Raw genomic sequence first — 23,864 nt, 5'->3', positions numbered from 1 at the left:
CCGCTAGTGGTCATAAAACACTCTGCTGAGTGTCTTCAACGTCCCGCAACTCGGTTTGTGAGGCGAGGTGAGGCATTAGCCTTGCCTTCGTGAGCCTGCAGCTATACGACACCAGCGTACGCACCGTCCGCGAATTCGTCCCGGTAGAACCCGGCCGGGCCTCGATCTACCTGTGTGGTGCCACCGTGCAGGCTCCCCCGCACATCGGGCACATCCGCTCGGGCGTCAACTTCGACGTGCTCCGTCGCTGGATGATCAGGTCTGGGTACGAGGTGACCTTCTGCCGCAACGTCACCGACATCGACGACAAGATCATTAGGGTCGCCGCAGCCGAGAACGTGCCGTGGTTCGCCGTCGCCGAGCGTAACCAGAGGGCCTTCACCTGGGCCTACGAGGTGCTGGGTTGCCTGCCCCCGACCGTCGAGCCGCGTGCCACCGGTCACGTGCCCGAGATGATCGAGCTGATGGACCGGCTGATCGCCGCCGGTCACGCCTACGCCTCCGGCGGTGACGTCTACTTCGACGTCATGTCCTACGCCGACCGATACGGCTCGCTGTCCAACCAGAAGCTCCAGAACATGCGAGCCGCGGGCGACACCGAGACCGACTCCTGCAAGCGAGACCCGCGCGACTTCGCGCTCTGGAAGGGCGAGAAGCCGGGGGAGCCGACCTGGCCGACCCCGTGGGGCCGGGGCCGTCCCGGCTGGCACCTGGAGTGCTCCGCCATGGCGACCAAGTATCTCGGCGCCACCTTCGACATCCACGGCGGCGGCGTCGACCTGATCTTCCCGCACCACGAGAACGAGCTGACCCAGTCCCAGGCGGCGGGCGACGGCTTCGCCCGCTACTGGATGCACAACGGCATGCTCAAGATCGGCGCGGAGAAGATGAGCAAGTCGCTCGGCAACTCCCTGCTCGTCCCCGAGGTCACCAAGAAGGTTCGCCCGGTCGAGCTCCGTTACTACCTGGCGGCTCCGCACTACCGATCCTCGATCGAATACTCGGAGGAGGCGCTGTTCGAGGCCGCCTCGGCCTACCAGCGGATCGAGGGCTTCGTCACCCGCGCGGCCGAGGTCATCCACGACGTCGACGCGCACGCGCCGCTTCCCCAGGCGTTCTCCGACGCCCTCGACGACGATCTGGGCACCCCCCAGGCGCTCGCCGTGGTGCACGAGGTGGTCCGCGAGGGCAACGTCGCGCTGGCCCAGGGCAACAAGGAGCAGGTCGCCAGGCTGCTCGCCGAGACGCAGAACATGCTCGACGTCCTCGGCCTCGACCCGCGCTCGGAGCAGTGGCGCTCCTCGGGCGGCGAGACCGGCATGCGGGCGACCGTCGACGCGCTGGTCGCCGTCGCGCTGGAGCAGCGGCAGGCGGCGCGGGCGCGCAAGGACTTCTCGGCGGCCGACGGCATCCGTGACCAGCTTTCCCACGCGGGAATCCACGTCGAGGACACCCCTCAGGGCCCGCGCTGGGAACTCTCGCGGTGAAACCAGGCCGTACGCTATAGACCATGGCTGGTGGGGGTAAAGGGTCCGGGCGACCCGCGAAGAAGAAGAGTCCGACCAAGGGCACGGGCGGTAACGTCCGCCGAGGCTTGGAGGGCAGGGGAGCCACCCCGCCGGCGCACATGCGGCACTGGCACAAGGACAAGGCGCGCACCGAGCGGGTCGAGCGCGAGGAGAGGACCGGCAGGTCTCCCTCCCCGCGCACCCCGGTCCGCACCCGGCGTAGCGACGACGCGCCCGAGCACATCGGCGGGCGCAACCCCGTCGTGGAGGCGTTGCGGGCCGGAGTCCCGGCCAGCACGCTCTATGTGGCCCTGCGCATCGACAACGACGACCGCGTCAAGGAATCGGTCCGCATCGCCGCCACCCGGGGCATCGCGATGCTGGAGGTCGGCAGGGAGAAGCTCGACCGCCTCACCGAGGGGGGGATCCATCAGGGCATCGCCCTGCAGATCCCCCCGTACGACTACGCCCACCCCGACGACCTGGTCCGCATCGCCCAGGAAGGTGCGGAGGTCCCGCTGATCGTCGCTCTCGACAGCGTCACCGACCCCCGCAACCTGGGCGCCATCGCCCGCTCGGCCACCGCCTTCGGCGCCCACGGTCTGGTCATCCCCTCCCGCCGCTCGGCCGGGGTCACCGGCGGGGCCTGGAAGACCTCGGCCGGCACGCTGGCCACCCTGCCGGTCGCCCGCGCCGCCAACCTCACCGCCACCCTGCGGGAGTACCGCGAGGCGGGCCTGTTCGTGATCGGCCTGGACGGCGAGGGCACGGTCGACATCGGCGAGGCCAACCTCCTCGACGGCCCGCTGGTCGTCGTGGTGGGCTCCGAGGGCAAGGGCCTGTCCCGACTGGTCCGCGAGGCGTGTGACCTGGTCGTCCGCATCCCGATGCGGGCCGCCGCCGAGTCCCTCAACGCCGGCGTAGCCGCGGGTATCGCCCTCTACGAGGTCGCCCGCCACCGCCGTTCCTAACGGTTCGCAATCGGCGGGGCATACCTCGGTGACGTACGGGGAGCGAGCCGACTACACTCGACTGGCGACCGTGCCGACGTAGCTCAATCGGCAGAGCAACAGTCTTGTAAACTGTAGGTCAGGGGTTCGATTCCCCTCGTCGGCTCGCAGTAAAGGGCCAGGTCAACCGGCATACGGTGACCTGGCCCTTTGATCGTTAAGCGGACTTTTTGCCTTTTCGTGCCACCCGCGTGCCCCTGGTCTTCTTCGTGGACGTCTTGCGTGCGACTTTGAGTGCCTTGCCCAGGGCCTCCGCGATGGCCTTGTCGCGGTCCTGGCTTGTGGCAAAATCGCGGGATGCTGCAACTCACCGATTTCATCATCGACTGCCCGGACACGATGAAGCTGGCAGCCTTCTACTCTGAGGTGACGGGCCGCCCGATCAAGGAAGACAGCGACGAGAACTGGGCCGGCATCAAGTTCGGCGAGGTCGAGCTGGCCTTCATCCGGGTGGACGACTACCGCGCTCCGCAGTGGCCCGACAGCGAGCACCCCAAGCAGTTCCACCTCGACTTCGAAGTGGACGAGATCGAGTCCGAGCAGCGCCGCGTCCTCGACCTCGGCGCGACGCTGCGGCAGGACTTCATCGGCCCCAACGGCTATGGCTGGCGGGTCTACACCGACCCGATCGGCCACCCCTTCTGCCTGTGCCGCAACAAGGGCGTCGTCTGGACCGACCAGGGCCTGGTCTGACCCTGGCCATGGGGCAGCCATCACAGCCGTACAGGTCGCGATCGCGCTGTGGCTGATCACCGAGCGGTTGACGGTGATCGAACGTCCGCCCGGTCGATGTCGGTGGTGACCTTCCACCGTTCAGGGGTGATCGGCTACGTGGACGACGTCCGGTGGTCGCTCGTGTGCCGGGCGGACATCCCGGTCGGTGGGGTCTCCTCCTGGTCGAAGGTGATCACGATGTCTCTGCCGTTGGCGTAGCTGACCACGGGCCGTTGGAGCATGTCACCCGCGTGGCGGGCGACCCTCTGCCACAACTCCACCATCTCCGGGGTGTCGGCGGTTATCCTGAACCGCCCGTTGGCGACGAGGTTCTGAACGACCAGGGAAGCAAAGTTCGCCTCGGCCCGGGCACTCTCCTCTGAGTCGAGAGGGGTACGCCGGGGCGCGAGGTGCGGACCGGGAGGGTGAATCATCGAATACCTCCAGCGTGGCCGCCGATGACGGCCGCGAGACCGTAGGCGATCACGTCGGGGGCCGCGACCCGGGGACGGGCTTGGTCGCCACGCTCATCGCGACGCCCACCAGGACCCCGACGAGCACCGCCAGGCCGGCGTCGGCGGGGTTCGTCCCTCGGCTCACGGTCTCACCTTAAAGCGCGAGGCGTGGAACGCGTCGCGCGATCGCCACCGGACTTCTTCATGGCCACCTCGAACGTCCGTGATGCCCCTGTCGCAGCGCGGGCCGGCGTGCTGGTAGATCGGCCCGAGTGGAGGAACGCCACCGGACGGCGGCGAGAATCGGGCCGCCGTGCATCGCCCCCAGTCGGCCCGCCGTACAGAGCTCTACGGCTGTCCGTGGTGGAAGATGCAGGTCATCTGTGTGATGGAGTCCGCGTACACGCTCTCCGACACGTGACTGAGCGTCCACCCCTCACGTTCGATCCCCTCGATCAGATCGGCCGCCTCAGGGCTTGTGGAAGCCCCGGAACCGCTGTAGTCGATCCGAAGGCGGGACACGAAGACCTTGCGTCCTTCCGCGTGCGCCTGCCGAGCCTGCTCGATGGTCTCGGTGATTTCCTGTCCCTTGTCCTTGGATTTAAAGAAGCTCATGATCGTCCGACTCCTTCATGAGAGCTGCCACAGCGGGGTCACCAAGGAATGCAACGACCTCGTGTCCGAGTGGGTTCCGCCGGAGGGCGACGATCAGGCCTCAGGCTTGGGAGTGATCACTTGGGAGCGAAGGTGGTGCCGATTCTCCTCAAAGGCCGGTTACGCGGTCATGGGGCGGGTGTTCGGTAGCGTGCCGGGTGGCGATCGGTCGGTGAGTGTTGGAGCTGGGATGGAGATCGGCCAGACGGGTCCTCGGACCGGGCAGCGCATGACCCGATGGCTCCTCGAGGCCGGCCTTCGGTCGCGAAACCTCGGAGTCGGGAATCGACGCTCACTCTGAAACGGCCGGTTTGAGCAGGCCGGTCTCGTAGGCCGCCGCGACCGCGGCCGCCCGGTCGTTGACGCCGAGCTTGGCGAAGATGTGCAGCAGATGCGTCTTCACCGTCGCCTCGGTGATGAACAGTTTCGCGGCCACCTCGCGGTTGGTCGCGCCACGGGTGATGAGGCCGAGCACCTCGATCTCCCTGCGGCTCAGCACCCGTTGCTTCGGCGTGCGCACCCTGTGCGCCAGCACGCCGGCCACCGAGGGGGACAGCACCGTCTCGCCGCGGGCCGCCGCCCGTACGGCATCACGCAGCTCGGCGCGCGGGGTGTCCTTGAGCAGGTAGCCGGTGGCGCCCTGCTCGATCGCGGGCAGGACGTCGGCGTCGTCGTCGAAGGTGGTCAGGACCAGCACGTGGATGCCGGGCGTCTGTTCACGCAACCGGCGGATGATCTCGGCGCCGCTCATCTTCGGCATGCGCAGGTCCATGAGCACGACATCGGGGTTCGTCCGCAGCGCGACGGCGAGGGCCTCCGGCCCCTCGGCCGCCTCGCCGACGACCTCGAAGGCGTCGTCGCCGGTGAAGATTCCGCGCAGCCCGTCGCGGACGACGGGGTGGTCATCGACGATGATCATACGAATCGGCATGTCTCAGACCGCGTTTCCGTGGTTTCGGTGGTTTCTGCGGTGGCCGAACGAGCCGGGGCCCGTGTCTGCGTCCGTGTTTGCATCCGCGCCGGCGTCTGTGTCCGCGTCCGTGTCGGCGGGAGGAATGGCGGGGACGGTCGCCGAGATGCCCGTTCCCTGGCCGGGGGCCGTCTCGATCACGAACTCGCCGGCCAGCCGGGTGACTCGCTGGCGCATCGCGATGAGGCCGAAACCGCTCGCGGTCGAGGTGTCCGCCGCCCCGGGGGTGAAGCCGCATCCGTCGTCGCGCACGTCCAGCACCACGACATCCTCCATGTACGACAGGGTGAGTCCGACCCGGGTGGCCGAGGCAGCGTGTTGCGAAACGTTGGCCAGCGCCTCCTGCGCCACCCGCAGCAAGGTGGTCTCCACCTCCGCGTGCAGCGGCCGGGGGTCTCCGGTGACCGACACGGAGGCGGGTTTGCCGGTGGTTCGTGACCATTTGGTAGTGACATCGTGAAGGGCGGTGGCGAGCTGGGCCTCGTCCAGCGGTGCCGGACGCAACCCCTGGACCGATCGCCGTGCCTCGTTCAGGCTCTCCCTGGCCAGGGTGCGTGCCGTGTGCAGGCGCGCGCGAACGGCCGGTATGTCGTCGAGCACGTCGTCGGCGGCTTCGAGCTGGGTGAGGATGCCGGTCAGGCCCTGCGCGATGGTGTCGTGGATCTCCCTGGCCATCCGCTGCCGCTCCCCGAGCACGCCGGCCTCACGAGCGCTGGTCAGGAGCCGGGCCTGCAGGTCCGCGTTCTCCTCCGCGAGCGCGGCGAGCGCGGCGCCGGTCTTCCTCAACTGGAGGATCATCGCTTTGCGCTGGTCGTTCTGGTCGGAGACGATCCGGGTCAGCAGGCCGATCGCGGAGGCGACCAGCGTCGCGACGAGGAAGGCGTAGAGCATCTCGGCCGGGGAGCGTCCGGGGCGAGGGGTGACGGTGACCAGCACGCCGGCCGTCGCGGCCACACCCGCGTACGCCCACCGGCCGGGCAGCAGGGCGAAGGCCTGGATGAACGCCCCCACGCCTGTCACCGTGAACATCGTGTCGATTCCGATCAACGTCCCGATGGCACCGAGCGTCACGGCGAAGTGGACGGCCATCGCGATCGGCCGTTCGGTCCAGGCGGGGTGCGAGGTCACCATGAACCAGTGCCAGGCTCCGGCGAGCACCGCGAGTGCCAGCACCTCCGGCCTCCAGTCCCGCAGCAGGGAGAAGACCGTCGGAAGCAGGAGAAACACGTATGGCAGGGCGAGCCGGGCGCGATCCCAGCGTGAGGTGTCGAGGTCGGTGCCGGTCACCACCGGAAGGCCCTGACGGCGATGCCGCCGATGACGAGGGCCGTCGCCACCATGAGCCCCAGGGTGACCGGGGCGATCGCATCGCCCTCCCACGCGGCGCGGATCGCCTCGACCACGGGGGCCATGGGGGTGAGGTCGCCGATGGCGCGCATCGAGCCGGACATGGTCTCGCGGGGGATCATGGCACCGGAGAGGAATACCATCGGGAAGAACACGCTCAGCCCGATCACGGTCGCGGCGCGGCCGTTCGGGACGAGAGCGCCGATGAAGAGGCCGATGGCGCCAAGGCTCAGTGCGCCGAGTGTCCACGCCAGAAGAAAGCCCATGGCGTCGGCCGGCACCGACAGTCCGAGGGCGGCCAGTCCGATGGCGATCAACAACACCGTCCCGATCGCGGCCAGCAGCGTGTGAGCGGCCCACTGTGCCCCGACCAGCATCGCGGGCGAGGCGGGGGTGGCACGCAGCCGCTTCAGGACGCGGCGTTCCCTGTACTGCGCCAGCGTGGCAGGGAGGACGACCAGCCCGGCCAGGCCGATAACGAAGACGCTCAGCATCGGCACCGTGGCGTCGATGACCGGCAGCCCGCCGGGAAGGGTCTTGCCGGTACGCGTCTTGACCCACAACATGATGGCCGGGAAGGCGAGGGCGAAGAACCCCGACATCGGATCACGCACGATCAGTTTGAGTTCGACCGCGATGACTCGTGTGATGCCTTTCACGTCGTTTCCCCTCCGGTCAGAGCGAAGTACGCGTCCTCCAGTGAATCGGATCGTCCCTTCGCGATCAGTTCGCGTGGGCCGCCCTCGGCGACGACGCGGCCCCGGTCGATGATCGCGATGCGGTCGCACAGGGCCTCGGCCTCGTCCATGAAATGGGTGACGAGAACGACGGTGACCCCGCGCTCGCGCATGTCGCGGATCAGGCCCCAGGTCGTACGGCGGGCGGAGGGGTCCAGGCCCGTGGTCAGCTCGTCGAGGAAGACGACTTCCGGGTTGCCGACCAGGGCCAGCGCGATGAACAGCCGCTGTTTCCAGCCGCCGGACAGGCCCGCGAAGCGGGTGCTCCTCCTGTCCGCCAGCCCCCACTCGTCCATGAGCTTCCGCCAGTCGGCGGGCTTGTCGTAGAAGGAGGCGTACATCCGCAGCGCCTCGCCGACCTTGATCGCGTCGGGCAGGGCGGCCTCCTGCAGCTGGACGCCGACGCGTTGCAGCAGCGCGCGCCGGTCGCGATCCGGGTCCAGCCCCAGTACGCGCAGGGTGCCGCCGTCCCGCCGCCGCAGCCCCGACGCGCACTCCACGGTCGTGCTCTTCCCCGCTCCGTTGGGACCGGCTATTCCGAAGATCTCGCCGTGCTCCACCTTCAGGGAGACACCGTCCACCGCCTTGCCGCCCCCATAGCTCTTTTGCAGGCCGTCGATCTCGATGACTGTCATGTTCCGAGAATCATCGGTGGGCGGCACCTTCGGAATCCACCGGACGGTTGATGGGGGCGCCCCTTTCGATCCCCGCGACCTGATCATTCCGGCTGGTCGGGGGTCCTGTGGCCGATCTCGTAGGAGGTGGAGACCCCCTCGTAGGTCATGCCGTCGGCCGCGTGGCCGAGGTCGTGGCAGTGGTCCACCCAAACCTCCGGATTGTCGGCGAGGAATTCGATCTCGTAGGTTTCGCCAGGTCGGCGTCGGCGGCGGGGTGTGTCCCTCGGCTCACGGTCTCACCTTGAAACGCGACCCTGAAACGCGTCGCGCGATGGCCGGGGTGCCCGTGGGCACGAGAAAGACACGTCCTCCCGGAGCCTGCGCTATCTGTGGTCAAACGACTACTATTCTCAAAAAGGATCTTGATGTGCCCTTTGGGTGCGGGGGGTTCGGGGGCCCGGCGGTGCTCGTGGGCGCGATGACGGTAAGTGCGGTGGCGGGCATGGCCGCCCGAGCGGACTCCGGTGGCGTTCCACGACGGTAGGGGGATGTGCGGTGGCCGGAAGACTTCAGTGCGTGATCGTCGCGTTTCTCCTGGCGGGCGACATGGCGTCGGCGATGGGTTCCGTGGCTTCCGGGACGTCCGGCTCGGCCCCGGACTTCTCGCTGACGGTGAGCCCGGCACGCCTGGTGGTCGGGCCGGAGGAGATCGGCAAGCCCCAGTCGTTCCATGTGGCCAACAAGGGGCGGTCGCCGGTCGAGGTGGTCGTCGACAGGGCGAGCTTCGCGGTGGACCGAACCGGCAGGATGGTCTTCGAGCGTGACACCCCCCGCTCCGCCGCCGGTTGGCTCAGGGTCACGCCGGCGGCCTTCCGTCTCGCCCCCGGGGCGGAGCGGAGCGTCACCGTACGGATCGATCCCCCGCCCAGGCCCGAGCACGGCGGGCACCAGGTGGCCCTGCTCTTTGCTGTTCCTGCTGATTCCGGCGGGAAGGACATCAAACTCGACCGGGTGATCGGAACGCCCATCTATCTCACGGTTCCAGGGCCGATCGACACGTCCGTGCGGCTCGGCGACCTCGCCACCTCCGGCGGCCTCGCGACGGGTGGTCCTGTCGACTTCACCGTCACCGTCGACAATGTCGGGACCGTCCACCGCGATTTCTTCGCCCCCCGGGGCCTGAAGGTCGCCGTGAACGGGTACGACGTGCCGTTCCCGGACTTCACCCTGCCTCGCGGGGCCAGCAGGACCGTCACCGCGAGGTGGGCGAATCCGCCGTTCATGTGCGTCTGCCGCGCGACGGTGTCGATCTCGGGTATCGGCTGGACCTCCACTCAAAGCACCGTGCTGATCATCCTTCCGCTCCGTCTCCTCGGGGTGCTGTTCGTGGTGGCGGTGGCCCTGTATGTCCTCGCCTGGCTGCCGCGTCGTCGGGTCCGAGCGTGGGTGTCCGCGGCGGTTCGAGCTTCGCGCGGTCGTGACGACCATGCCCGGGAGGACGACGACGATTCAGGCCCGGGAGATGACGACCTCGCCGGGGACGGCCGTGAGGACCCTGCCGGGGTCGGTCGCGAGAATTCCGCAGGGGCGGCGTCGAGGTCCAGTGAGGTCTAGCGGCGGCACAAGGTGCACGAAAAGGGTGTTTCGCTCCCCAGGGGTCTGCAGCGCCGGCAGATCGGGAGGGCAACCCTGGGGATTCGCTCCGTACGGACGGCCCTCCATCACATACTGAGACGCTAGATAAGCGGAGAGTGACCGACGAGGGGCGCGGCGGTGACAGTAACGATCCTCCAGCGAGTCCGCACGGGGCGGGGTGGCTGTGACATCACGGGTATGGAGCGGGGCGGCCATGACATCACGAGCGAGGAGGCGCTCCGGTCCGACATCGACGTCACCGTGATCGTTCCCCTTCACAACTGCGGTCCCTATCTCGACAGATGCCTGACCTCGCTGCTGATCCAGCGCGTCGCCCTGGAGGTGGTGGTCGTCGACGACGGTTCCACCGACGGGGGTGTCGCGCTGCTCGACCTCTACGCCTCCTGCCACCGCGGTGTGATCCGCGTCGTCAGACAGGAGGCGTCGGGCGGCGCCGGGCGCCCGCGCAACGTCGGGCTCTCCCATGCGCGCGGCAGATACGTCTTCTTCTGCGACGCGGACGACTACCTCGGCCCTCAGGCGCTGGAGCGGATGCTCGCGATGGCCGACCGCAACGGTTCCGACATCGTGCTCGGGAAGATCGTCGGGCATGACCGCAAGGTGCCGATCTCGATGTTCAAGGAGAACGCCGAACGGGTGCCGCTCGGCGACAGCGCGGTCTACAACAGCCTGAGCTGCTTCAAGCTCTTCCGCAGGGAGATGCTGGAGCGGCACGCCATCCGTTTCGACGAGACGCTCCTGGTGGGGGAGGACGTCGTCTTCACCACCCACGCCTACTGTCACGCGGAGGTGATCTCGGTGGTCGCCGACTACGACTGCTACCACCTGGTCGCCCGGCCGGACGGCACCAGCATCATGCAGCGGCAGGGGAGCCGCGATCCGGTCTCCTGGCTGCGGATGATCAAACGGCCGGTCGAGCTGATGCTCGCCCACGTGCGCCCGGGAGATCTCCGTGACCACCTTCTACGGCGTCACTTCCGTATGGACGCCTTCGGCAACCTCGGCAGGCCCTTCCTGGACGCCGGGGAGGTCGCGCGCAAGGAGATCGTCGCCGAGGTGGCCGACATGTGCGAGCGGTGGCTGACCGACGGGGTCCGTGAGCGGCTCCCGGCGATCGACCGGAGCCGGATCGCCGCCCTGCAGGACATCGACCGCCTGGTGCGGCTGGCGCACATCGAGTCGGCCTCGGTCCGCCGGGAGCTCACCGCCCTGCGCTGGGAGCGGGAACGGGAGGGGCGGCTGGCGATCTCGGGCAAGGTGGCGCTGAGCACGTTGGAGCGCTACGGCTGCCCGGAGATCACCGGCGGGGATCTCGCCCTGGTGCTGCGGCGCCGGCACACGGGAGCCGGCCCCTGTGACGAGGTCGTGGTCCCGGTGACCGGTGACTGCGCGGGGTTCACCGGGACTGTCGACGTCACCACCCTGTCCTCCGGCATCTGGGACGTCCACGTGAGCGTCGTCTTCGAGGGCGTGCCCCGGCTCGCACGTCTGGGCACCGAAGGGGAGGGGCCGATCGCGCCGCCCGCGCCTCGCGTGGTGGGCGATGTCGTCGCCGTCGTCGCCCTTCCGTACTTCACCCACCCGTACGGCAACCTCAGCCTCGACATCGGCGGGCACGTGGTCTCGGTGCCGGGGAGCGTGAGGCTGGTGCGCGCCCGCTGGGCCGCCGGGCACCGGCTGGTGCTCGACGGTGAGGTCAGCGTGGGCGCGGAGGCCCCGGCGGCGGACGCGGTGCGCTTTCTGGTCTGGCGGGAGCGGGAGTCGAGCCGGGAGCGGCGCGAGCCGGTCACGGTCGGCGAGGGCGGTATGTTCACGGCCTCCCAGGCGATGGGGCGACTGGGGCCCGGCACCTGGGACGCCTACCTGGAGCTCGCCCTGGGTGGGCCGCCCGCGCGCTTCAGGATCGAGGCGGTGCCCGAGGTGATCGAGCATCCGCGCACGTGGTGGCGTGGCGCGGTCAGGTGGAGTGTCAGGCCCTACGCCACGGCGGGGAAGGGCAGGCTCAGCACGGTGGTCCGGACCCTCGGCCCCAGAACTTTCATCAGACGTATCGTGCGTTAATGCCACCTTCTTGCAACTACAAGCTCATGGCCTAAAGTTAGGGGCAAATCCGCATTTCGGAGGCTTGTAGTGCACGTACCCGATGGCTTTTTCAACGCCGCCGTCTCGGTGTCGGCGGGGGCGGTGGCCGCCGCCGGTGTGGCCGTATGCCTGCGCGGCGCCCGTCGCGAGCTCGACGACCGCACCGCTCCGATGGCCGGGCTGGTCGCCGCCTTCGTCTTCGCGGTCCAGATGCTCAACTTCCCGGTCGCCGCGGGCACCAGCGGGCACCTTCTCGGCGGTGCGCTGGCCGCGATACTCGTCGGCCCCTACACAGCGGTGTTGTGCGTGGCCGTCGTCCTCCTGGTGCAGGCGTTCTTCTTCGCGGACGGCGGACTGACCGCGCTGGGCGTCAACATCACCCTGATGGGCCTCGTCGCCGTGCTGGTCGGGTGGGGCGTCTTCCTCCTGATCACCCGGAGCGTTCGGAACAGGGGCGTCGTGGTGGTGGCCTCGTTCGTCGCGGCGCTGCTCTCGGTGCCCGCCTCGGCGCTCGCGTTCACCCTGCTGTTCTGGATCGGCGGCACCGCGCCCATCGAGATCGGCACGGTCGCCGCGGCGATGGGCGGCGTGCACCTGCTCATCGGCGTGGGGGAGGGCCTGATCACCGCGGTCACCGTCAGCACCGTGCTCGCGATCCGGCCCGACCTGGTCTACGGCGCCCGCGGGATCGTCGCGCCGCTCGTTCTGCGTGGCGCGGACGGCGACGTGATCGTCACCTCGGAGACCCGGAAGGCGCCTGTCGCCGCCCGCCGTCCCGGCTGGTTCCTGCCCGCGGGAATCGCGGCGGCGGCGCTGCTGGCGGGCGTCGTCAGCTTCTACGCCTCCTCCTCGCCCGACGGCCTGGAGTGGGTCGCCGAGGACAAGGGCTTCAGCGACCAGGCGACCGACCACTCGCTGGGTGAGCAGCCGCTCGCCGACTACGGGGACGTGGGCGGCATCCCGGTGGGCGTGGCGGGAGTGATCGGCGTCGGGGTGACGCTCGCCGTCGGCGGCGGGGTGTTCTACGCTGTGCGCCGCCGGGGTGACCACGGTGACGGCACCGGCTCCGACGACAGCGACAAGAAGGTGTCCGCCTAGTGGGATCGGGCCACCACCACCAGCTCCACCGGCCGGGTGACACGCTCGTGCACCGGCTGCCGCCCCAGTGCAAGCTGGCGGCGGTGGCCGGGTTCGCCCTGGTGGTGGTCGCCACTCCGCGCGAGTGGTTCTGGGCCTTCGGGCTGTACGCCGCGCTCCTGGCCGTCGTGGCGGCCCTCGCCCGGATCCCGGTGGGGTTCGTGCTGCGGCGGATGGTGGTCGAGGTCCCGTTCGTGGTGTTCGCGCTGGCCATCCCGTTCATCGGGTTCGGCGAGAGGGTGACCTTCATGGGACTCTCGCTCAGCGTCGCCGGCCTGTGGGCCGCCTGGAACATCCTGGCCAAGGCGACCCTGGGCGTGGTCGCGAGCGTGCTGCTCGCGGCCACCACCGAGCCGCGGCTGATACTGCTTGGCGCCCAGCGCCTGAGGCTGCCGCCGCTGCTGGTGCAGATCGCGATGTTCATGCTCCGCTACATGGACGTGATCCTGGACGAGATGCGCCGGATGCGGGTGGCGAGGGAGTCGCGCGGGTTCGTGGCCAGGGACGTGCGGCACATCCCGGTGATCGCCAGGTCGGCGGGGGCGCTGTTCATCCGCTCGTACGAGCGGGGCGAGCGGGTGCACCTCGCGATGCTCAGCCGGGGCTACGCCGGTGCGATGCCGGTGATCCAGGACCTCTCCGCCGCCTCGCGGCAGTGGCTCGTCGCCGGTATGTTGCCGGGTGCGGCACTCGCCGTGTTACTCGGGAGCTGGGGGTTCGTGTGACAGTGCCGTCCTCGCGGCCCGTGCCGGCCTCGTCCCCGCCGCCCGCGCCGCTCTCGCTTGAGGTGAGCCGCCTGGCGTACGCGTACCCGGACGGCACGCAGGCGTTGTTCGGCGTGGACCTTCGGGTGGAGCGCGGTGAGCGGGTCGCGCTGCTCGGGCCGAACGGCGCGGGCAAGACCACGCTGGTGATGCACCTCAACGGCATCCTGACCGCCGGGCACGGCACGGTGGCCGTGGCGGGACTGCCGGTCGCCAAGGAGTCGCTCAGGGAGATCCGCAGGCGGGTCGGGCTCGTCTTCCAGGACCCCGACGACCAGCTCTTCATGCCGACCGTCCGCGAGGACGTGGCCTTCGGTCCGGCGAACATGGGCGTCGCGGGCGAGGAGCTGGAGCGGAGGGTCAAGGACGCGCTGGAGCGCGTGGGCATGCTGGAGACGATCGACAGGCCACCGCACCACCTGTCCTTCGGCCAGCGCCGCCGGGTTGCGGTGGCGACGGTGCTGGCGATGGAGCCGGAGATCCTGGTGCTCGACGAGCCCTCCTCCAACCTGGATCCGGCCTCCCGGCGCGAGCTGGCCGAGATCCTGCGAGGGCTCGACGTGACCGTCCTGATGGTCACCCACGACCTGCCGTACGCGCTGGAGTTGTGCGAACGCTCGCTCATCCTCTCCGGGGGCGTGATCGCCGCGGACGGGCCGACCCGCGAGATCCTCGCCGACGCGAGCCTCCTCGCCGCCCACCGGCTCGAACTGCCGTACGGTTTCGCCGCCCCCTGACTCCGACGCCTTCGGCTCCGGGGCTCGTGTCACATCAACTTCCTGTGAACAATCGCGCATGACCTCGCGTGGAGTGAGGGCGAAGTAAAGTGGATCTGCCCTTCGGGCGCGAGGAGGACTGATGAAGCTACGGCTGGCTCGCCGCGCCGTCGGTGACGCCGTGGTGGTGGCTGTCGAGGGCGAGCTCGACCTGTTCACCGCTCCCTTCCTGCGAGACGAGGTCCGCGACGCGATCAAGCTGGATGGCGCGCGGCTCGTCCTCGATCTCACCGCCTTGTCCTTCATGGACTCCAGCGGCCTGTCCGTGCTGATCGAGGCATGGCGGCTGGCCACGGGCGAGGGCGGCGGGGTCTGTTTGGCGGCACCTCAGCCTCCGGTGGCCCGGATCCTCCGCACGACGGGCCTCGACCGGCGGATCAAGGTCTATCCCGACGTGAGCAGCGCCGTTGGGGAGATCTAGCGTCGGCGAGTTTTACCCTACCCCGAGTAGAACTTCATTCGGTCTGCGCGTTAAGGTCCGCACATGGACGTGAACGGAGCAGCAGCAATCATCTCGGGCGGTGCCAGCGGTCTCGGCGAGGCCACGGCCCGCGACCTCGCCGCGCAGGGTGCCCTCGTCGTCATCGCCGACCTCAACGAGGAGCGCGGCAAGTCACTGGCCGACGAACTCGGTGGCGTCTTCGTCAAGACCGACGTGTCGGACGAGAACCAGGTGCAGGCGGCTGTGGACGCGGCCGTGGCGACCGGCAGGCCGCTGCGTGTCGTGGTGAACAGCGCGGGCATCGGCTGGGCGAGCCGGACCGTGGGCCGTGACGGCTCGCCCCACGACCTGGCTTCGTACCGCAAGGTCATCGAGGTCAATCTGATCGGCACCTTCAACCTCATGCGCATCGGCGCCGCCGCGATCGCGAAGACCGAGCCGGTCGACGCGGACGGCCAGCGCGGCGTAGTGATCAACACCGCCTCGGTGGCGGCGCTGGAGGGACAGATCGGCCAGGTCGCCTACTCGGCGTCCAAGGGGGGCATCGTCGGTATGACCGTCCCTGCCGCGCGTGACCTCGCCGCGATCGGCGTGCGCGTCAACACCGTCTGCCCCGGCATCATCGACACCCCGATCTACGGTTTCTCGCCCAACGCCGATGAGTTCAAGGCCAAGCTCGTGGCCCCGGTGGTCTTCCCCAAGCGCATGGGGCTCGCCTCCGAGTTCGCGCACCTGGTTCGCTCGTTGATCGAGAACGACTACATGAACGCCGAGACGATCCGTTTCGACGGTGGTATCCGCTTCCAGCCCAAGTAGGAGTCATCCGGTGTCTGACGAGGTTCTGGTCGAAGTCGACGGCGGCGTGGCCGTCATCACGATCAACCGCCCCAAAGCCAGGAACGCGGTCAACGGCGCCGTGGCTCGGGGCCTCGCGGCCGCGATGGACGAGCTGGAGGAACGAAAGGACGTGGCGGCCTACGTCCTCACCGGCGCGGGCGGAACGTTCTGCTCGGGCATGGACCTGAAGGGGTTCCTGACCGGGGACTTCCCGGTCCTGGAGGGCAGGGGGTTCGGCGGTATCGCCGAGGCGCCGCCGAAGAAGCCGCTCATCGCCGCCGTCGAGGGCTACGCCCTGGCCGGAGGCTGCGAGCTCGCGCTGGCCTGCGACATCATCATCGCCTCCGAGGAGGCGAAGTTCGGGCTCCCCGAACCCAAGCGAGGCCTGGTCGCGGCGGCGGGCGGCGTGATGCGGCTGCCGCGGCGCATCCCGTACCACATCGCGATGGAGATCGCCCTGACCGGCGACCACTTTCCCGCCTCCCGGCTGTACGAGCTCGGCCTGGTCAACCACGTCACGCCCGTAGGCGAGGCCCTGGCCACGGCCGTCGAGCTCGCGAGGAGGATCGCCGCCAACGCCCCGCTGGCGCTCGCCGCGACCAAGCGCGTGATCGTGGAGTCGGCGGACTGGAGCCGTGACGAGATGTTCGCGAAGCAGGGAGAGATCATCAACCCGGTGTTCGCGTCCAAGGACGCGATGGAGGGAGCGGCGGCCTTCGCCGAGAAGCGCGCTCCCCGGTGGGAGGGCGAGTAGCGCAGGGGGCGGCGGGAATCGAAGGGAAACCGTGTGCCGGGCGCGATCCGAGGGGTCGCGCCCGGCGCATTCACAGCCAGGAGTGCGTACGGTAAAGGTGTGGACAGGTGTGGCGAGGGCACTTGACATTCACGCCGACGCTCCAAAGGCCAGGAGAGTGCATGAACGACCACGCGACCGGAACGACCCCCACCGGCCGATCCTCCGGCGATCTTCTGAAGCGCAGGGCGGGAGATCTGGCCGCGGGCGCGCTGGGCGCCGCGATCGTCAACGTCCTCCTGGTCGGTGTCATGTGGGTGGTCGAGATCGCCGACTACGTCCTGCCGGGGGAGTTCGACGTTTACGGCATCCGGGCCTGGAATCCCGACAGTCTGGGCGGCATCTTCCTCGCCCCCTTTCTGCACGCCGGATTCGGCCACCTGATGGCCAACTCGCTTCCCCTGCTGATTCTCGGGTTCCTTGCCGCGCTGCGCGGGATCGCCCGTTTCCTGGGGGCCAGCCTGATCATCGTGCTGGTCAGCGGGCTTGGTGTCTGGTTCACCAGCTCGCCGTATGCGGTCACGGTCGGTGCGAGCGGCCTGGTCTTCGGGTACTTCGGTCTTGTCGTCGCCCGAGGGCTGTTCGACCGCCGGGCCCTCGACATCGTGATCGGTGTCGGTGTGGCGATCGCCTACTACTCGATCATCTGGGGCGTGCTTCCCGGTGAGGACGGCATTTCCTGGCAGGGGCACCTGTTCGGGCTGATCGGCGGCATCATCGCGGCCTGGGTGATGCGCCGCAGGCGCCCCAGGGCCGTCACTCCGGCCTACTGAGAGACACAGACCTTTCAAAGGCGCGCCGCGTCCGGCTTCGGGAGCCTCCCCGGAAAGTCACCTCAGGAAAGCCGCATCTCCGTCTACCGAACCTCCAGGTATCGGGCCTGTCTCGGAGACGGGTTGTTCGACCGACTTTCGAGGGCTTTACCGAGGAAGGGTGCTGTACGGGGCTGTGGGCGCTATGTGGCGCTTGGTAGCGCCTTGGGGGTCTCATGGACCGGGCAGGGTGGTTCGTGGCCTCCGGGGGCGAATAAAGCCGCTCCGGGGGTCGTCCGTCGGCGGGGCGATGACTGTCCGGGGACGCGGCCGGCATCCGGGATGGCCGGACCCGGTGGCGGCGAGTTCTTTTCGGCCGCATTCCCGAGGAGTTTTTTCCGTGAACGCGCAACAGAAGATTCTGCTGTAATTCATCAGCTATGGAAGCATCGGTTGATTTAAGTGACAATGTGACAAAATTTCATGTGTGAACCTGCCTGGCCGCGTGCCCGTACATGTTCCAGGGCCATCACAGCCGGGCGCGACCCTCGAAAGGTGGCCGCGGGTGAACCTGGGATCCCTGGAACGCGCGATCATGGACGTGCTGTGGGGCTGCAAGCAGCCGATGCTGGTTCGCCAGGTGCAGGACATGCTGAACCAGAATGCCGAACGGAGCCTGGCCTACACCACGGTGCAGACCGTCGCCGAGCGCCTCGTCAGGAAGGGCCTCCTGGAAAGGGCGCCCGTGCGCAACGCCTTTCGCTACACCGCGAGCCGCTCACGGGACGAACACGTGGCGGGGCTGATGCTCGCGGCACTGGCGAACAGTCCCGATCGGGCTCCCGTACTCTCGCGGTTCGCGGAGGGGGTGGATCCGGACGACGCCCTGCGCCTGCTGCACGAGCTGGCGCGGCTCGCGGGCGAGCGGGCGCACGCCTCGGCGGGCGGGACCCCGAGCGCGCTGCCCTAGGCTCCCGTCCCGGGAGCCGGTGATCCGGCTTCCGGGGCGGGAGAAGGGGAGCGAGTCCTCGCGGACCGTCCTCGCCGGGCCGACGAGGACGGATGCCCGACCTCGGTGAAGCGGGGACTACAGGCGCTCGACGACGTAGTCGACGCAGGTGGTCAGGGCCTCGACGTCGTCGGGGTCGATGGAGGGGAACATCGCGACGCGCAGCTGGTTGCGGCCGAGCTTGCGGTAGGGCTCGGTGTCGACGATGCCGTTGGCCCGCAGGACCTTCGCGATCGCGGAGGCGTCGACGTCGTCGGAGAAGTCGATCGTGCCCACCACGTTGGAGCGGAACTCGGGAGCCGCGAACGGGGTGGTGTAGGAGGTCTTCTCCGCCCAGGTGTACAGGCGCCGGGCCGAGTCGGCCGTGCGGGCGGTCGTCCAGGCGAGGCCGCCGTTGCCGTTCATCCACTCGATCTGCTCGGCGAGCAGGAAGAGGGTGGCGACCGACGGGGTGTTGTACGTCTGGTCCTTGGAGGAGTTGTCGATCGCCACCGGGAGGCTGAAGAACTCGGGGACGTAGCGCCCGCTGGAGGCGATCTCGTCGACCCTGGCCAGCGCGGCCGGGGACATCAGGGCGATCCAGAGGCCGCCGTCGGAGGCGAAGCTCTTCTGCGGCGCGAAGTAGTAGACGTCGAACTCGCTCGCCTCGACGGGCAGGCCGCCGGCGCCGGAGGTGGCGTCGACCAGCACGAGCGAGCCCTCCTCACCCACGCGCCTGATCGGCATCGCGACGCCGGTCGAGGTCTCGTTGTGGGTGAGCGCGTAGACGTCGACGCCCTCCTCCAGGCGGGCCTCGGGGTGAGTGCCGACCTCCGACTTGATCACGGTCGGGTCGCCCAGCCACGGGGCCTTGGCCGCCACGGAGGCGAACTTCGAGGAGAACTCACCGAAGTGCAGGTGCTGGGACCTGTCACGGATCAGTCCGAAGGCGGCGATGTCCCAGAACGCGGTGGTGCCGCCGTTGCCCAGGACGACCTCGTACCCCGCAGGGAGGGAGAACAGCTCGGAAAGCCCCGCGCGAACGCGCCCGACCAGCGCCTTGACGGGCTTCTGCCGGTGAGAGGTGCCCAGGAGACTGGACCCGGAGGCCGCGAGAGCCGAGAGTTGCTCGGGGCGCACCTTCGAGGGCCCGCAGCCGAAACGGCCGTCGGCGGGCTTGATGTCAGAGGGAATCACGATGTCAGCCACCTGACCAGCCTACTGAGCCCGGGGATCGATCCAGGACGTGGTCCGGATTTCGAGACGAGCCGTTGAAGGGTTTTGGGCAGGGCGGGACGATCACGCGGGGTGCCGCGGGTTCTTCGGGGTTCCGGGGCGCTCGACACGTCCGGTGAGCTCCGGGGGGCGCAGCCGTGTGCCGTGGGTTCTTCGGGGACCCGGGACCGGCAACGGCTGCCGCGCGAGATGTCGCGCGACAGCCGTACAGGAGGGGGACTTCAGAAGGGGTGGATGACCTCGGCGGCTCCGGGGACGTCCTGGACCGAGCGCTGGGACGGACCCACGTAGTCGGCGCTGGGGCGGACGAGCCTGCCCGTGCGCTTCTGTTCCAGGATGTGGGCGGCCCAGCCCGCGGTGCGTGCGCAGGTGAACATCGAGGTGAACATCGAGGAGGGGACCTTGGCGAAGTCCAGGATGACCGCCGCCCAGTACTCGACGTTGGTGGCGAGCACCCGGTCGGGCTTGCGGGCGTGCAGTTCTTCCAGCGCGGCCTTCTCCAGCGCCGCGGCGACCTCGTAACGCGGCGCGTCGAGTTCCTTGGCGGTGCGGCGGAGCACGCGTGCCCGGGGGTCCTCGGCACGGTAGACGCGATGACCGAAGCCCATGAGGCGCTGCCCCTTGTCGAGCTCCGACTGGACGTACTTCCTGGCGTCGCCGAGCTGCTCGACGCCCTCGATCATGTGCAGCACGCGCGCGGGCGCACCGCCGTGGAGCGGTCCGGACATGGCGCCGACCGCACCGCTCAGCGCCGCGGCGACGTCGGCTCCGGTGGAGGCGATCACCCTGGCGGTGAAGGTGGAGGCGTTCATGCCGTGCTCGGCGGCGGACGTCCAGTAGGCGTCGATGGCCTTGACGTGCTTGGGGTCGGGCTCACCCTGCCAGCGGATCATGAACCGCTCGACGATGCTCTCCCCCTTGTCGACCTCGCTCTGGGGAACCATCGGCTTCCCCAGGCCGCGCGAGGACTGCGCGACGAAGCTCAGGGCGTTCACGCTGGCGCGGGCCAGGTCGGCACGGGCCTGTTCGTCGTCGATGTCGTGCAGCGGCTTGAAACCGTACGCGGGGGCCAGCATGGCCAGCGCGCTCTGCACGTCGACGCGGATGTCACCGGAGTGGACAGGAATGGGGAAGGGCTCCGCCGGGGCCAGGCCCGGCTGGAACTTGTTGTCGACAAGCAGGCCCCACACGTGTCCGAAAGAGACGCGACCGACCAACTCTTCGATGTCGACGCCCCGGTAGCGAAGGGCGCCCCCTTCTTTGTCCGGTTCCGCGATCTCCGTCTCGAAAGCCACCACGCCTTCGAGCCCGGGTTTGAAGTCGGACATTCTCGGCTGCCTCCCTTTCTTGAAGTCAAAGCCTTGATGTCGAGATACCGGCGGGTCATATTCAACCCCCTGGGCCGAGGCGGTGTGCCGCCGGACCCGCCGGAACGCGATCGCCCCAGGTGGGGGGCGCCGCGCGGGCTTCCTGCTCGGCACGGGAGAATACCTTCCCGTGGATGCCACATCGCGACCGCCTTCGATGGCGGGCCTTCGCCGCACGTACCAGGGGCTGCCCCTGATCGAGGCAGATCTCGCCCCCGACCCCTTCTCCCAGTTCGCCCTGTGGTTCGGCGACGCCGTGGACGCCGGGCTTCCCGAGCCGAACGCGACCGTGCTCGCGACCGCCTCGGCGGGTGGGCGGCCGACGGCGAGGACGGTTCTGCTCAAGGGCTACGACGAGAACGGGTTCGTCTTCTACACCAACTACGAGTCGCGCAAGGGCCGGGACATGGCGGAGAACCCGCGTGCCGCCCTGCTGTTCCCCTGGCACTCCATCCGTCGCCAGGTGCGGGTGGAGGGGTCGGTGGTACGGCTGCCGCGCGAGGAGTCGGCCACCTATTTCAGGTCCCGGCCCTACGGGTCGCGGATCGGCGCGTGGGCGTCGAGGCAGTCGGCGGTCGTGCACTCCAGGGACGAGCTGGACGCCCGTTACGAGGAGTTGGCGGAGCGCTGGCCCGAGGATCCGCCCGTCCCTGATTTCTGGGGCGGGCTGCGCGTGGTGCCGTCCGAGGTGGAGTTCTGGCAAGGTCGCACCGACCGCATGCATGACCGCCTCCGTTACCGGCGCTCCGGCGCCACCTGGGTCGTCGAACGTCTGGCCCCCTGAACACCCTCCCCGCTTTGTGCTGATATATCCATGTGTGTCGGTTGAGGGGTGTTGGGGTGGGTTTCGGGAACTTCGTTGGTAGGCATGCGGCTGATATGCGCCCGCTCGCCATACCCGCCTACCGGAGGCTCTGGGCCGGTCAGGGTGTGTCGTTCATCGGCTTCCAGCTCACCTCGGTGGCCGTCAGCGCCCAGATCTACGACATCACGAAGTCGTCCTTCTGGGTCGGCATGCTCGGTCCGGCCAACCTGATCCCCCTGATCGTCTTCGGACTCTGGGGAGGCGCGATCGCCGACGCGGTCGACCGGCGCAGACTCCTCATCGTCGGCGCGCTGATCGCCTGGTCGGGGACGCTCGCGCTCCTCGTCCAGGCGGCACTGGGCTCGACGAGCGTCGGCCTGCTGCTGGCCACCGTGGCCGTGCACGCCACCGGATTCGCCATCACCGGGCCGACCAGAGGCGCGATCATCCCCAGGCTGGTCCCCGTCGACCTGATCCCCGCGGCCAACACCCTCAACTTCCTGGCGGGCGGCCTCGGCACGGTCATCGGGCCACTGCTCGGCGGGGCGGTGCTCGCGCGAAGCGGCTTCGCCGCCGCCTACCTGATCGACGCGCTGCTGTTCGGCGCCGGTTTCTACGCCGCGCTGAGGCTGCCGAAACTCGAACCGATCGGAGAGGTGACCCGCCCGGGTCTGCGGTCGGTCGTGGACGGTCTGCGCTACATCTCCGGGCATCCGGTCGTGCTGATGTCGTTCGTCGTCGACCTCATCGCCATGGCGTTCGCGCTGCCCAGGGCGCTGTTCCCGGAGATCGTGGACGAGCGGTTCGGCGGCTCTCTGATCGCGTTCGGCTGGCTGTCGGCCAGTATCGCGATCGGCTCGGTGCTCGGTGGCCTGCTGTCGGGCTGGGTGGGCCGGGTCCAGCGCCAGGGACTGGCGCTCACGTACGTGATCGCCGCGTGGGGGCTCACCGTCGCCGCGGCAGGGCTCGCCGACCAGTTGTGGTTGATGGTCGCCCTGCTCGCGTTCGGCGGGGCCGCCGACCTGGTCTCCGCGGTGTGGCGGCAGACGATCCTGCAGACCCACGCACCCGACGACATGCGCGGGAGGATGCAGGGGGTGTTCTTGGTGGTGGTCGCGGGAGGTCCCCGGCTGGGCGATCTGCGGGCCGGCGGCACCGCCTCGTGGTTCGGCGCCACGTGGGCCTGGGTGGGCGGCGGGATCGCCTGCGCGGTGGCCGTGCTCGCGGTGGGGCTGGCCGTCCCGGCCTTCAGAAAATATCGTCCGCTCGCGCGCAGCGTTTGAGCAGCTAGGGAAGGATTTGGCGTCCTCGGGCGTTGCCCTTCTTTGTCATCGTGGGCTGTTCTCCCAATAGGGTCGTCTTCTCAGACTTCCGAGGTCCCGCGCCGCCCTCCCGGGAACACCGCGCGATGGACGTAGCATCGAGAGAGGACGGGAGGAACCTTGACCGCACACGGCCTGATCGACACGACGGAGATGTACCTTCGTACGATCTTCGAGCTGGAGGAGGAGGGCATCGTCCCCCTACGCGCGCGTATCGCCGAGCGTCTCCAGCAGAGCGGTCCCACCGTCAGCCAGACGGTCGCCCGGATGGAGCGCGACGGCCTGGTTCGCGTCGAGGGCGACCGCCATCTGACCATGACCGATCTGGGACGTACCCTCGCGACCCGTGTCATGCGCAAACACCGCCTCGCGGAATGCCTGCTCACCCAGGTGATCGGTCTGCCCTGGGAAGAGGTGCACATCGAGGCGTGCCGCTGGGAGCACGTCATGTCCGAATCCGTGGAGGCCAGGCTGATCAGTCTGCTCAACAATCCCACGGAGGACCCGCACGGCAATCCGATCCCGGGCCTTGAGGAGCTCGGTGTCGTCGGCCATCCCGGGGGGAGGCTGGAGTCGCTGCCGTCGATGGCCGCGATGGCCGGACCCAGAGATATACCCGTTGTCGTGCGGCGAATTAGCGAACAAGTGCAAAGCGATCCGGCTGTGATGCTTAAACTCAAGCAAGTTGGGATACAACCCGGACGCGAGGTGACGCTCGCGGCGAGCGACGACGGTGTGCGGGTGACAGGTGACGACGAGGCGGACAATTTTCTTGCGGATCTCCCGCGAGAGATTGCCGCGCACGTTTTCGTCTCCACACGCTGACCGAGGCCCCCTAGCTCGGTTGGATCCCGTTCGGGAGTCCCTCCGCTCCCAGGCCGAGACTGCAGGAGCA

The 23,864-nt window shown here is 68.9% G+C and carries 24 protein-coding genes, 1 tRNA gene and 1 pseudogene; 17 read left to right on the top strand and 9 right to left on the bottom strand.

Annotated elements, in window-relative coordinates; all coding sequences use genetic code 11:
* Nucleotides 1-89: 89 nt before the first annotated feature.
* The 4 genes from cysS (at nucleotide 90) to ABZ664_RS05220 (ending at nucleotide 3,211) form a co-directional block, all read left to right on the top strand.
* The gene (gene cysS, locus ABZ664_RS05235; protein ID WP_362503220.1) at nucleotides 90-1,487 is read left to right on the top strand and encodes a cysteine--tRNA ligase; all 1,398 of its coding nucleotides are present in this window, start codon (nucleotides 90-92) and stop codon (nucleotides 1,485-1,487) included.
* Between the two features lie 23 nt (nucleotides 1,488-1,510).
* Nucleotides 1,511-2,479 (top strand): 23S rRNA (guanosine(2251)-2'-O)-methyltransferase RlmB, encoded by a 969-nt coding sequence (rlmB, locus tag ABZ664_RS05230; RefSeq protein ID WP_350943169.1) that lies wholly within the window; start codon nucleotides 1,511-1,513, stop codon nucleotides 2,477-2,479.
* 72 nt (nucleotides 2,480-2,551) lie between these two features.
* A tRNA-Thr gene (locus ABZ664_RS05225) sits at nucleotides 2,552-2,624 on the top strand.
* 191 nt (nucleotides 2,625-2,815) lie between these two features.
* Entirely contained in the window at nucleotides 2,816-3,211 is a 396-nt protein-coding gene (locus ABZ664_RS05220) for a VOC family protein (RefSeq protein ID WP_362503217.1), read from the top strand.
* A gap of 134 nt (nucleotides 3,212-3,345) precedes the next feature.
* Here the strand turns inward: ABZ664_RS05220 and ABZ664_RS05215 are convergent, their stop codons facing one another.
* The 7 genes and pseudogenes from ABZ664_RS05215 to ABZ664_RS05185 form a co-directional block, all read right to left on the bottom strand.
* Nucleotides 3,346-3,666, bottom strand: coding sequence for a hypothetical protein (locus ABZ664_RS05215; protein ID WP_362503214.1), 321 nt, complete (start codon nucleotides 3,664-3,666; stop codon nucleotides 3,346-3,348).
* Between the two features lie 369 nt (nucleotides 3,667-4,035).
* Entirely contained in the window at nucleotides 4,036-4,302 is a 267-nt protein-coding gene (locus ABZ664_RS05210; RefSeq protein WP_362503211.1) for a hypothetical protein, read from the bottom strand.
* Nucleotides 4,303-4,633: 331 nt separating this feature from the next.
* On the bottom strand, nucleotides 4,634-5,260 hold the full coding sequence (locus ABZ664_RS05205) for a response regulator transcription factor (RefSeq protein WP_362503208.1): 627 nt from the start codon (nucleotides 5,258-5,260) through the stop codon (nucleotides 4,634-4,636).
* 15 nt (nucleotides 5,261-5,275) lie between these two features.
* Nucleotides 5,276-6,598, bottom strand: coding sequence for a sensor histidine kinase (locus tag ABZ664_RS05200; protein WP_362503205.1), 1,323 nt, complete (start codon nucleotides 6,596-6,598; stop codon nucleotides 5,276-5,278).
* Nucleotides 6,595-7,317, bottom strand: a complete 723-nt coding sequence (locus ABZ664_RS05195; protein WP_362503202.1) for an ABC transporter permease — start codon at nucleotides 7,315-7,317, stop codon at nucleotides 6,595-6,597. The genes ABZ664_RS05200 and ABZ664_RS05195 overlap by 4 nt, the downstream gene beginning before the upstream one ends.
* Complete coding sequence (locus ABZ664_RS05190; RefSeq protein WP_362503199.1) at nucleotides 7,314-8,030, bottom strand: ABC transporter ATP-binding protein; 717 nt, start codon at nucleotides 8,028-8,030, stop codon at nucleotides 7,314-7,316. Before ABZ664_RS05190 ends, ABZ664_RS05195 begins: the two co-directional genes overlap by 4 nt.
* 83 nt (nucleotides 8,031-8,113) lie before the next feature.
* Nucleotides 8,114-8,260 (bottom strand): annotated as a pseudogene (locus tag ABZ664_RS05185) (multicopper oxidase domain-containing protein); the annotation flags it as partial.
* 307 nt (nucleotides 8,261-8,567) lie between these two features.
* On the opposite strand from ABZ664_RS05185, the gene ABZ664_RS05180 reads away from it, so the two are divergent.
* The 10 genes from ABZ664_RS05180 (at nucleotide 8,568) to ABZ664_RS05135 (ending at nucleotide 18,221) form a co-directional block, all read left to right on the top strand.
* Entirely contained in the window at nucleotides 8,568-9,626 is a 1,059-nt protein-coding gene (locus tag ABZ664_RS05180) for a hypothetical protein (protein WP_362503196.1), read from the top strand.
* A gap of 159 nt (nucleotides 9,627-9,785) precedes the next feature.
* Nucleotides 9,786-11,729, top strand: a complete 1,944-nt coding sequence (locus ABZ664_RS05175; protein WP_362503194.1) for a glycosyltransferase family 2 protein — start codon at nucleotides 9,786-9,788, stop codon at nucleotides 11,727-11,729.
* 69 nt (nucleotides 11,730-11,798) lie between these two features.
* Nucleotides 11,799-12,848: an energy-coupling factor ABC transporter permease gene (locus ABZ664_RS05170; RefSeq protein WP_362503191.1), complete on the top strand. Its 1,050-nt coding sequence runs from the start codon at nucleotides 11,799-11,801 to the stop codon at nucleotides 12,846-12,848.
* Nucleotides 12,848-13,612: a cobalt ECF transporter T component CbiQ gene (gene cbiQ / locus ABZ664_RS05165; protein ID WP_362503188.1), complete on the top strand. Its 765-nt coding sequence runs from the start codon at nucleotides 12,848-12,850 to the stop codon at nucleotides 13,610-13,612. Before ABZ664_RS05170 ends, cbiQ begins: the two co-directional genes overlap by 1 nt.
* Nucleotides 13,609-14,388, top strand: coding sequence for an ABC transporter ATP-binding protein (locus ABZ664_RS05160; RefSeq protein ID WP_362503185.1), 780 nt, complete (start codon nucleotides 13,609-13,611; stop codon nucleotides 14,386-14,388). The genes cbiQ and ABZ664_RS05160 overlap by 4 nt, the downstream gene beginning before the upstream one ends.
* A 121-nt stretch (nucleotides 14,389-14,509) precedes the next feature.
* Nucleotides 14,510-14,848: an STAS domain-containing protein gene (locus tag ABZ664_RS05155; protein ID WP_350943203.1), complete on the top strand. Its 339-nt coding sequence runs from the start codon at nucleotides 14,510-14,512 to the stop codon at nucleotides 14,846-14,848.
* Nucleotides 14,849-14,911: 63 nt separating this feature from the next.
* On the top strand, nucleotides 14,912-15,685 hold the full coding sequence (locus tag ABZ664_RS05150) for an SDR family NAD(P)-dependent oxidoreductase (RefSeq protein WP_350943205.1): 774 nt from the start codon (nucleotides 14,912-14,914) through the stop codon (nucleotides 15,683-15,685).
* Between the two features lie 10 nt (nucleotides 15,686-15,695).
* Complete coding sequence (locus ABZ664_RS05145; RefSeq protein WP_362503181.1) at nucleotides 15,696-16,460, top strand: crotonase/enoyl-CoA hydratase family protein; 765 nt, start codon at nucleotides 15,696-15,698, stop codon at nucleotides 16,458-16,460.
* A gap of 161 nt (nucleotides 16,461-16,621) precedes the next feature.
* Entirely contained in the window at nucleotides 16,622-17,272 is a 651-nt protein-coding gene (locus ABZ664_RS05140) for a rhomboid family intramembrane serine protease (protein WP_362503178.1), read from the top strand.
* A gap of 544 nt (nucleotides 17,273-17,816) precedes the next feature.
* Entirely contained in the window at nucleotides 17,817-18,221 is a 405-nt protein-coding gene (locus ABZ664_RS05135; RefSeq protein ID WP_362503175.1) for a BlaI/MecI/CopY family transcriptional regulator, read from the top strand.
* A gap of 117 nt (nucleotides 18,222-18,338) precedes the next feature.
* Here the strand turns inward: ABZ664_RS05135 and serC are convergent, their stop codons facing one another.
* Together serC and ABZ664_RS05125 are read right to left on the bottom strand one after the other, a co-directional pair.
* Nucleotides 18,339-19,448, bottom strand: a complete 1,110-nt coding sequence (serC, locus tag ABZ664_RS05130; protein WP_362503172.1) for a phosphoserine transaminase — start codon at nucleotides 19,446-19,448, stop codon at nucleotides 18,339-18,341.
* A gap of 248 nt (nucleotides 19,449-19,696) precedes the next feature.
* The gene (locus tag ABZ664_RS05125) at nucleotides 19,697-20,803 is read right to left on the bottom strand and encodes a citrate synthase 2 (RefSeq protein WP_362503169.1); all 1,107 of its coding nucleotides are present in this window, start codon (nucleotides 20,801-20,803) and stop codon (nucleotides 19,697-19,699) included.
* 169 nt (nucleotides 20,804-20,972) lie between these two features.
* On the opposite strand from ABZ664_RS05125, the gene pdxH reads away from it, so the two are divergent.
* The 3 genes from pdxH (at nucleotide 20,973) to ABZ664_RS05110 (ending at nucleotide 23,794) form a co-directional block, all read left to right on the top strand.
* Complete coding sequence (gene pdxH, locus ABZ664_RS05120; protein WP_362503166.1) at nucleotides 20,973-21,626, top strand: pyridoxamine 5'-phosphate oxidase; 654 nt, start codon at nucleotides 20,973-20,975, stop codon at nucleotides 21,624-21,626.
* A 95-nt stretch (nucleotides 21,627-21,721) separates the two neighbouring features.
* Nucleotides 21,722-22,930 (top strand): MFS transporter, encoded by a 1,209-nt coding sequence (locus ABZ664_RS05115; protein ID WP_362503163.1) that lies wholly within the window; start codon nucleotides 21,722-21,724, stop codon nucleotides 22,928-22,930.
* A gap of 159 nt (nucleotides 22,931-23,089) precedes the next feature.
* Complete coding sequence (locus ABZ664_RS05110) at nucleotides 23,090-23,794, top strand: metal-dependent transcriptional regulator (protein WP_350943215.1); 705 nt, start codon at nucleotides 23,090-23,092, stop codon at nucleotides 23,792-23,794.
* Nucleotides 23,795-23,864 lie beyond the last annotated feature (70 nt).

The organism is Streptosporangium sp. NPDC006930, from assembly GCF_040635605.1.
Taxonomy (GTDB): domain Bacteria; phylum Actinomycetota; class Actinomycetes; order Streptosporangiales; family Streptosporangiaceae; genus Streptosporangium.
The sequence above is the reverse complement of the archived record's forward strand: the minus strand, read 5'-3'. Positions and strand labels throughout refer to the sequence as shown.

Excerpts from the sequence above, each read along its gene's own strand:
- ABZ664_RS05155 (WP_350943203.1), top strand. The coding sequence starts at position 14,510 with ATGAAGCTACGGCTGGCTCGCCGCGCCGTCGGTGACGCCGTGGTGGTG.
- ABZ664_RS05125 (WP_362503169.1), bottom strand. The coding sequence starts at position 20,803 with ATGTCCGACTTCAAACCCGGGCTCGAAGGCGTGGTGGCTTTCGAGACG.
- rlmB (WP_350943169.1), top strand. The coding sequence starts at position 1,511 with ATGGCTGGTGGGGGTAAAGGGTCCGGGCGACCCGCGAAGAAGAAGAGT.
- ABZ664_RS05205 (WP_362503208.1), bottom strand. The coding sequence starts at position 5,260 with ATGATCATCGTCGATGACCACCCCGTCGTCCGCGACGGGCTGCGCGGA.
- ABZ664_RS05215 (WP_362503214.1), bottom strand. The coding sequence starts at position 3,666 with ATGATTCACCCTCCCGGTCCGCACCTCGCGCCCCGGCGTACCCCTCTC.
- ABZ664_RS05115 (WP_362503163.1), top strand. The coding sequence starts at position 21,722 with ATGCGCCCGCTCGCCATACCCGCCTACCGGAGGCTCTGGGCCGGTCAG.
- ABZ664_RS05210 (WP_362503211.1), bottom strand. The coding sequence starts at position 4,302 with ATGAGCTTCTTTAAATCCAAGGACAAGGGACAGGAAATCACCGAGACC.
- ABZ664_RS05220 (WP_362503217.1), top strand. The coding sequence starts at position 2,816 with ATGCTGCAACTCACCGATTTCATCATCGACTGCCCGGACACGATGAAG.
- ABZ664_RS05150 (WP_350943205.1), top strand. The coding sequence starts at position 14,912 with ATGGACGTGAACGGAGCAGCAGCAATCATCTCGGGCGGTGCCAGCGGT.
- ABZ664_RS05140 (WP_362503178.1), top strand. The coding sequence starts at position 16,622 with ATGAACGACCACGCGACCGGAACGACCCCCACCGGCCGATCCTCCGGC.
- ABZ664_RS05190 (WP_362503199.1), bottom strand. The coding sequence starts at position 8,030 with ATGACAGTCATCGAGATCGACGGCCTGCAAAAGAGCTATGGGGGCGGC.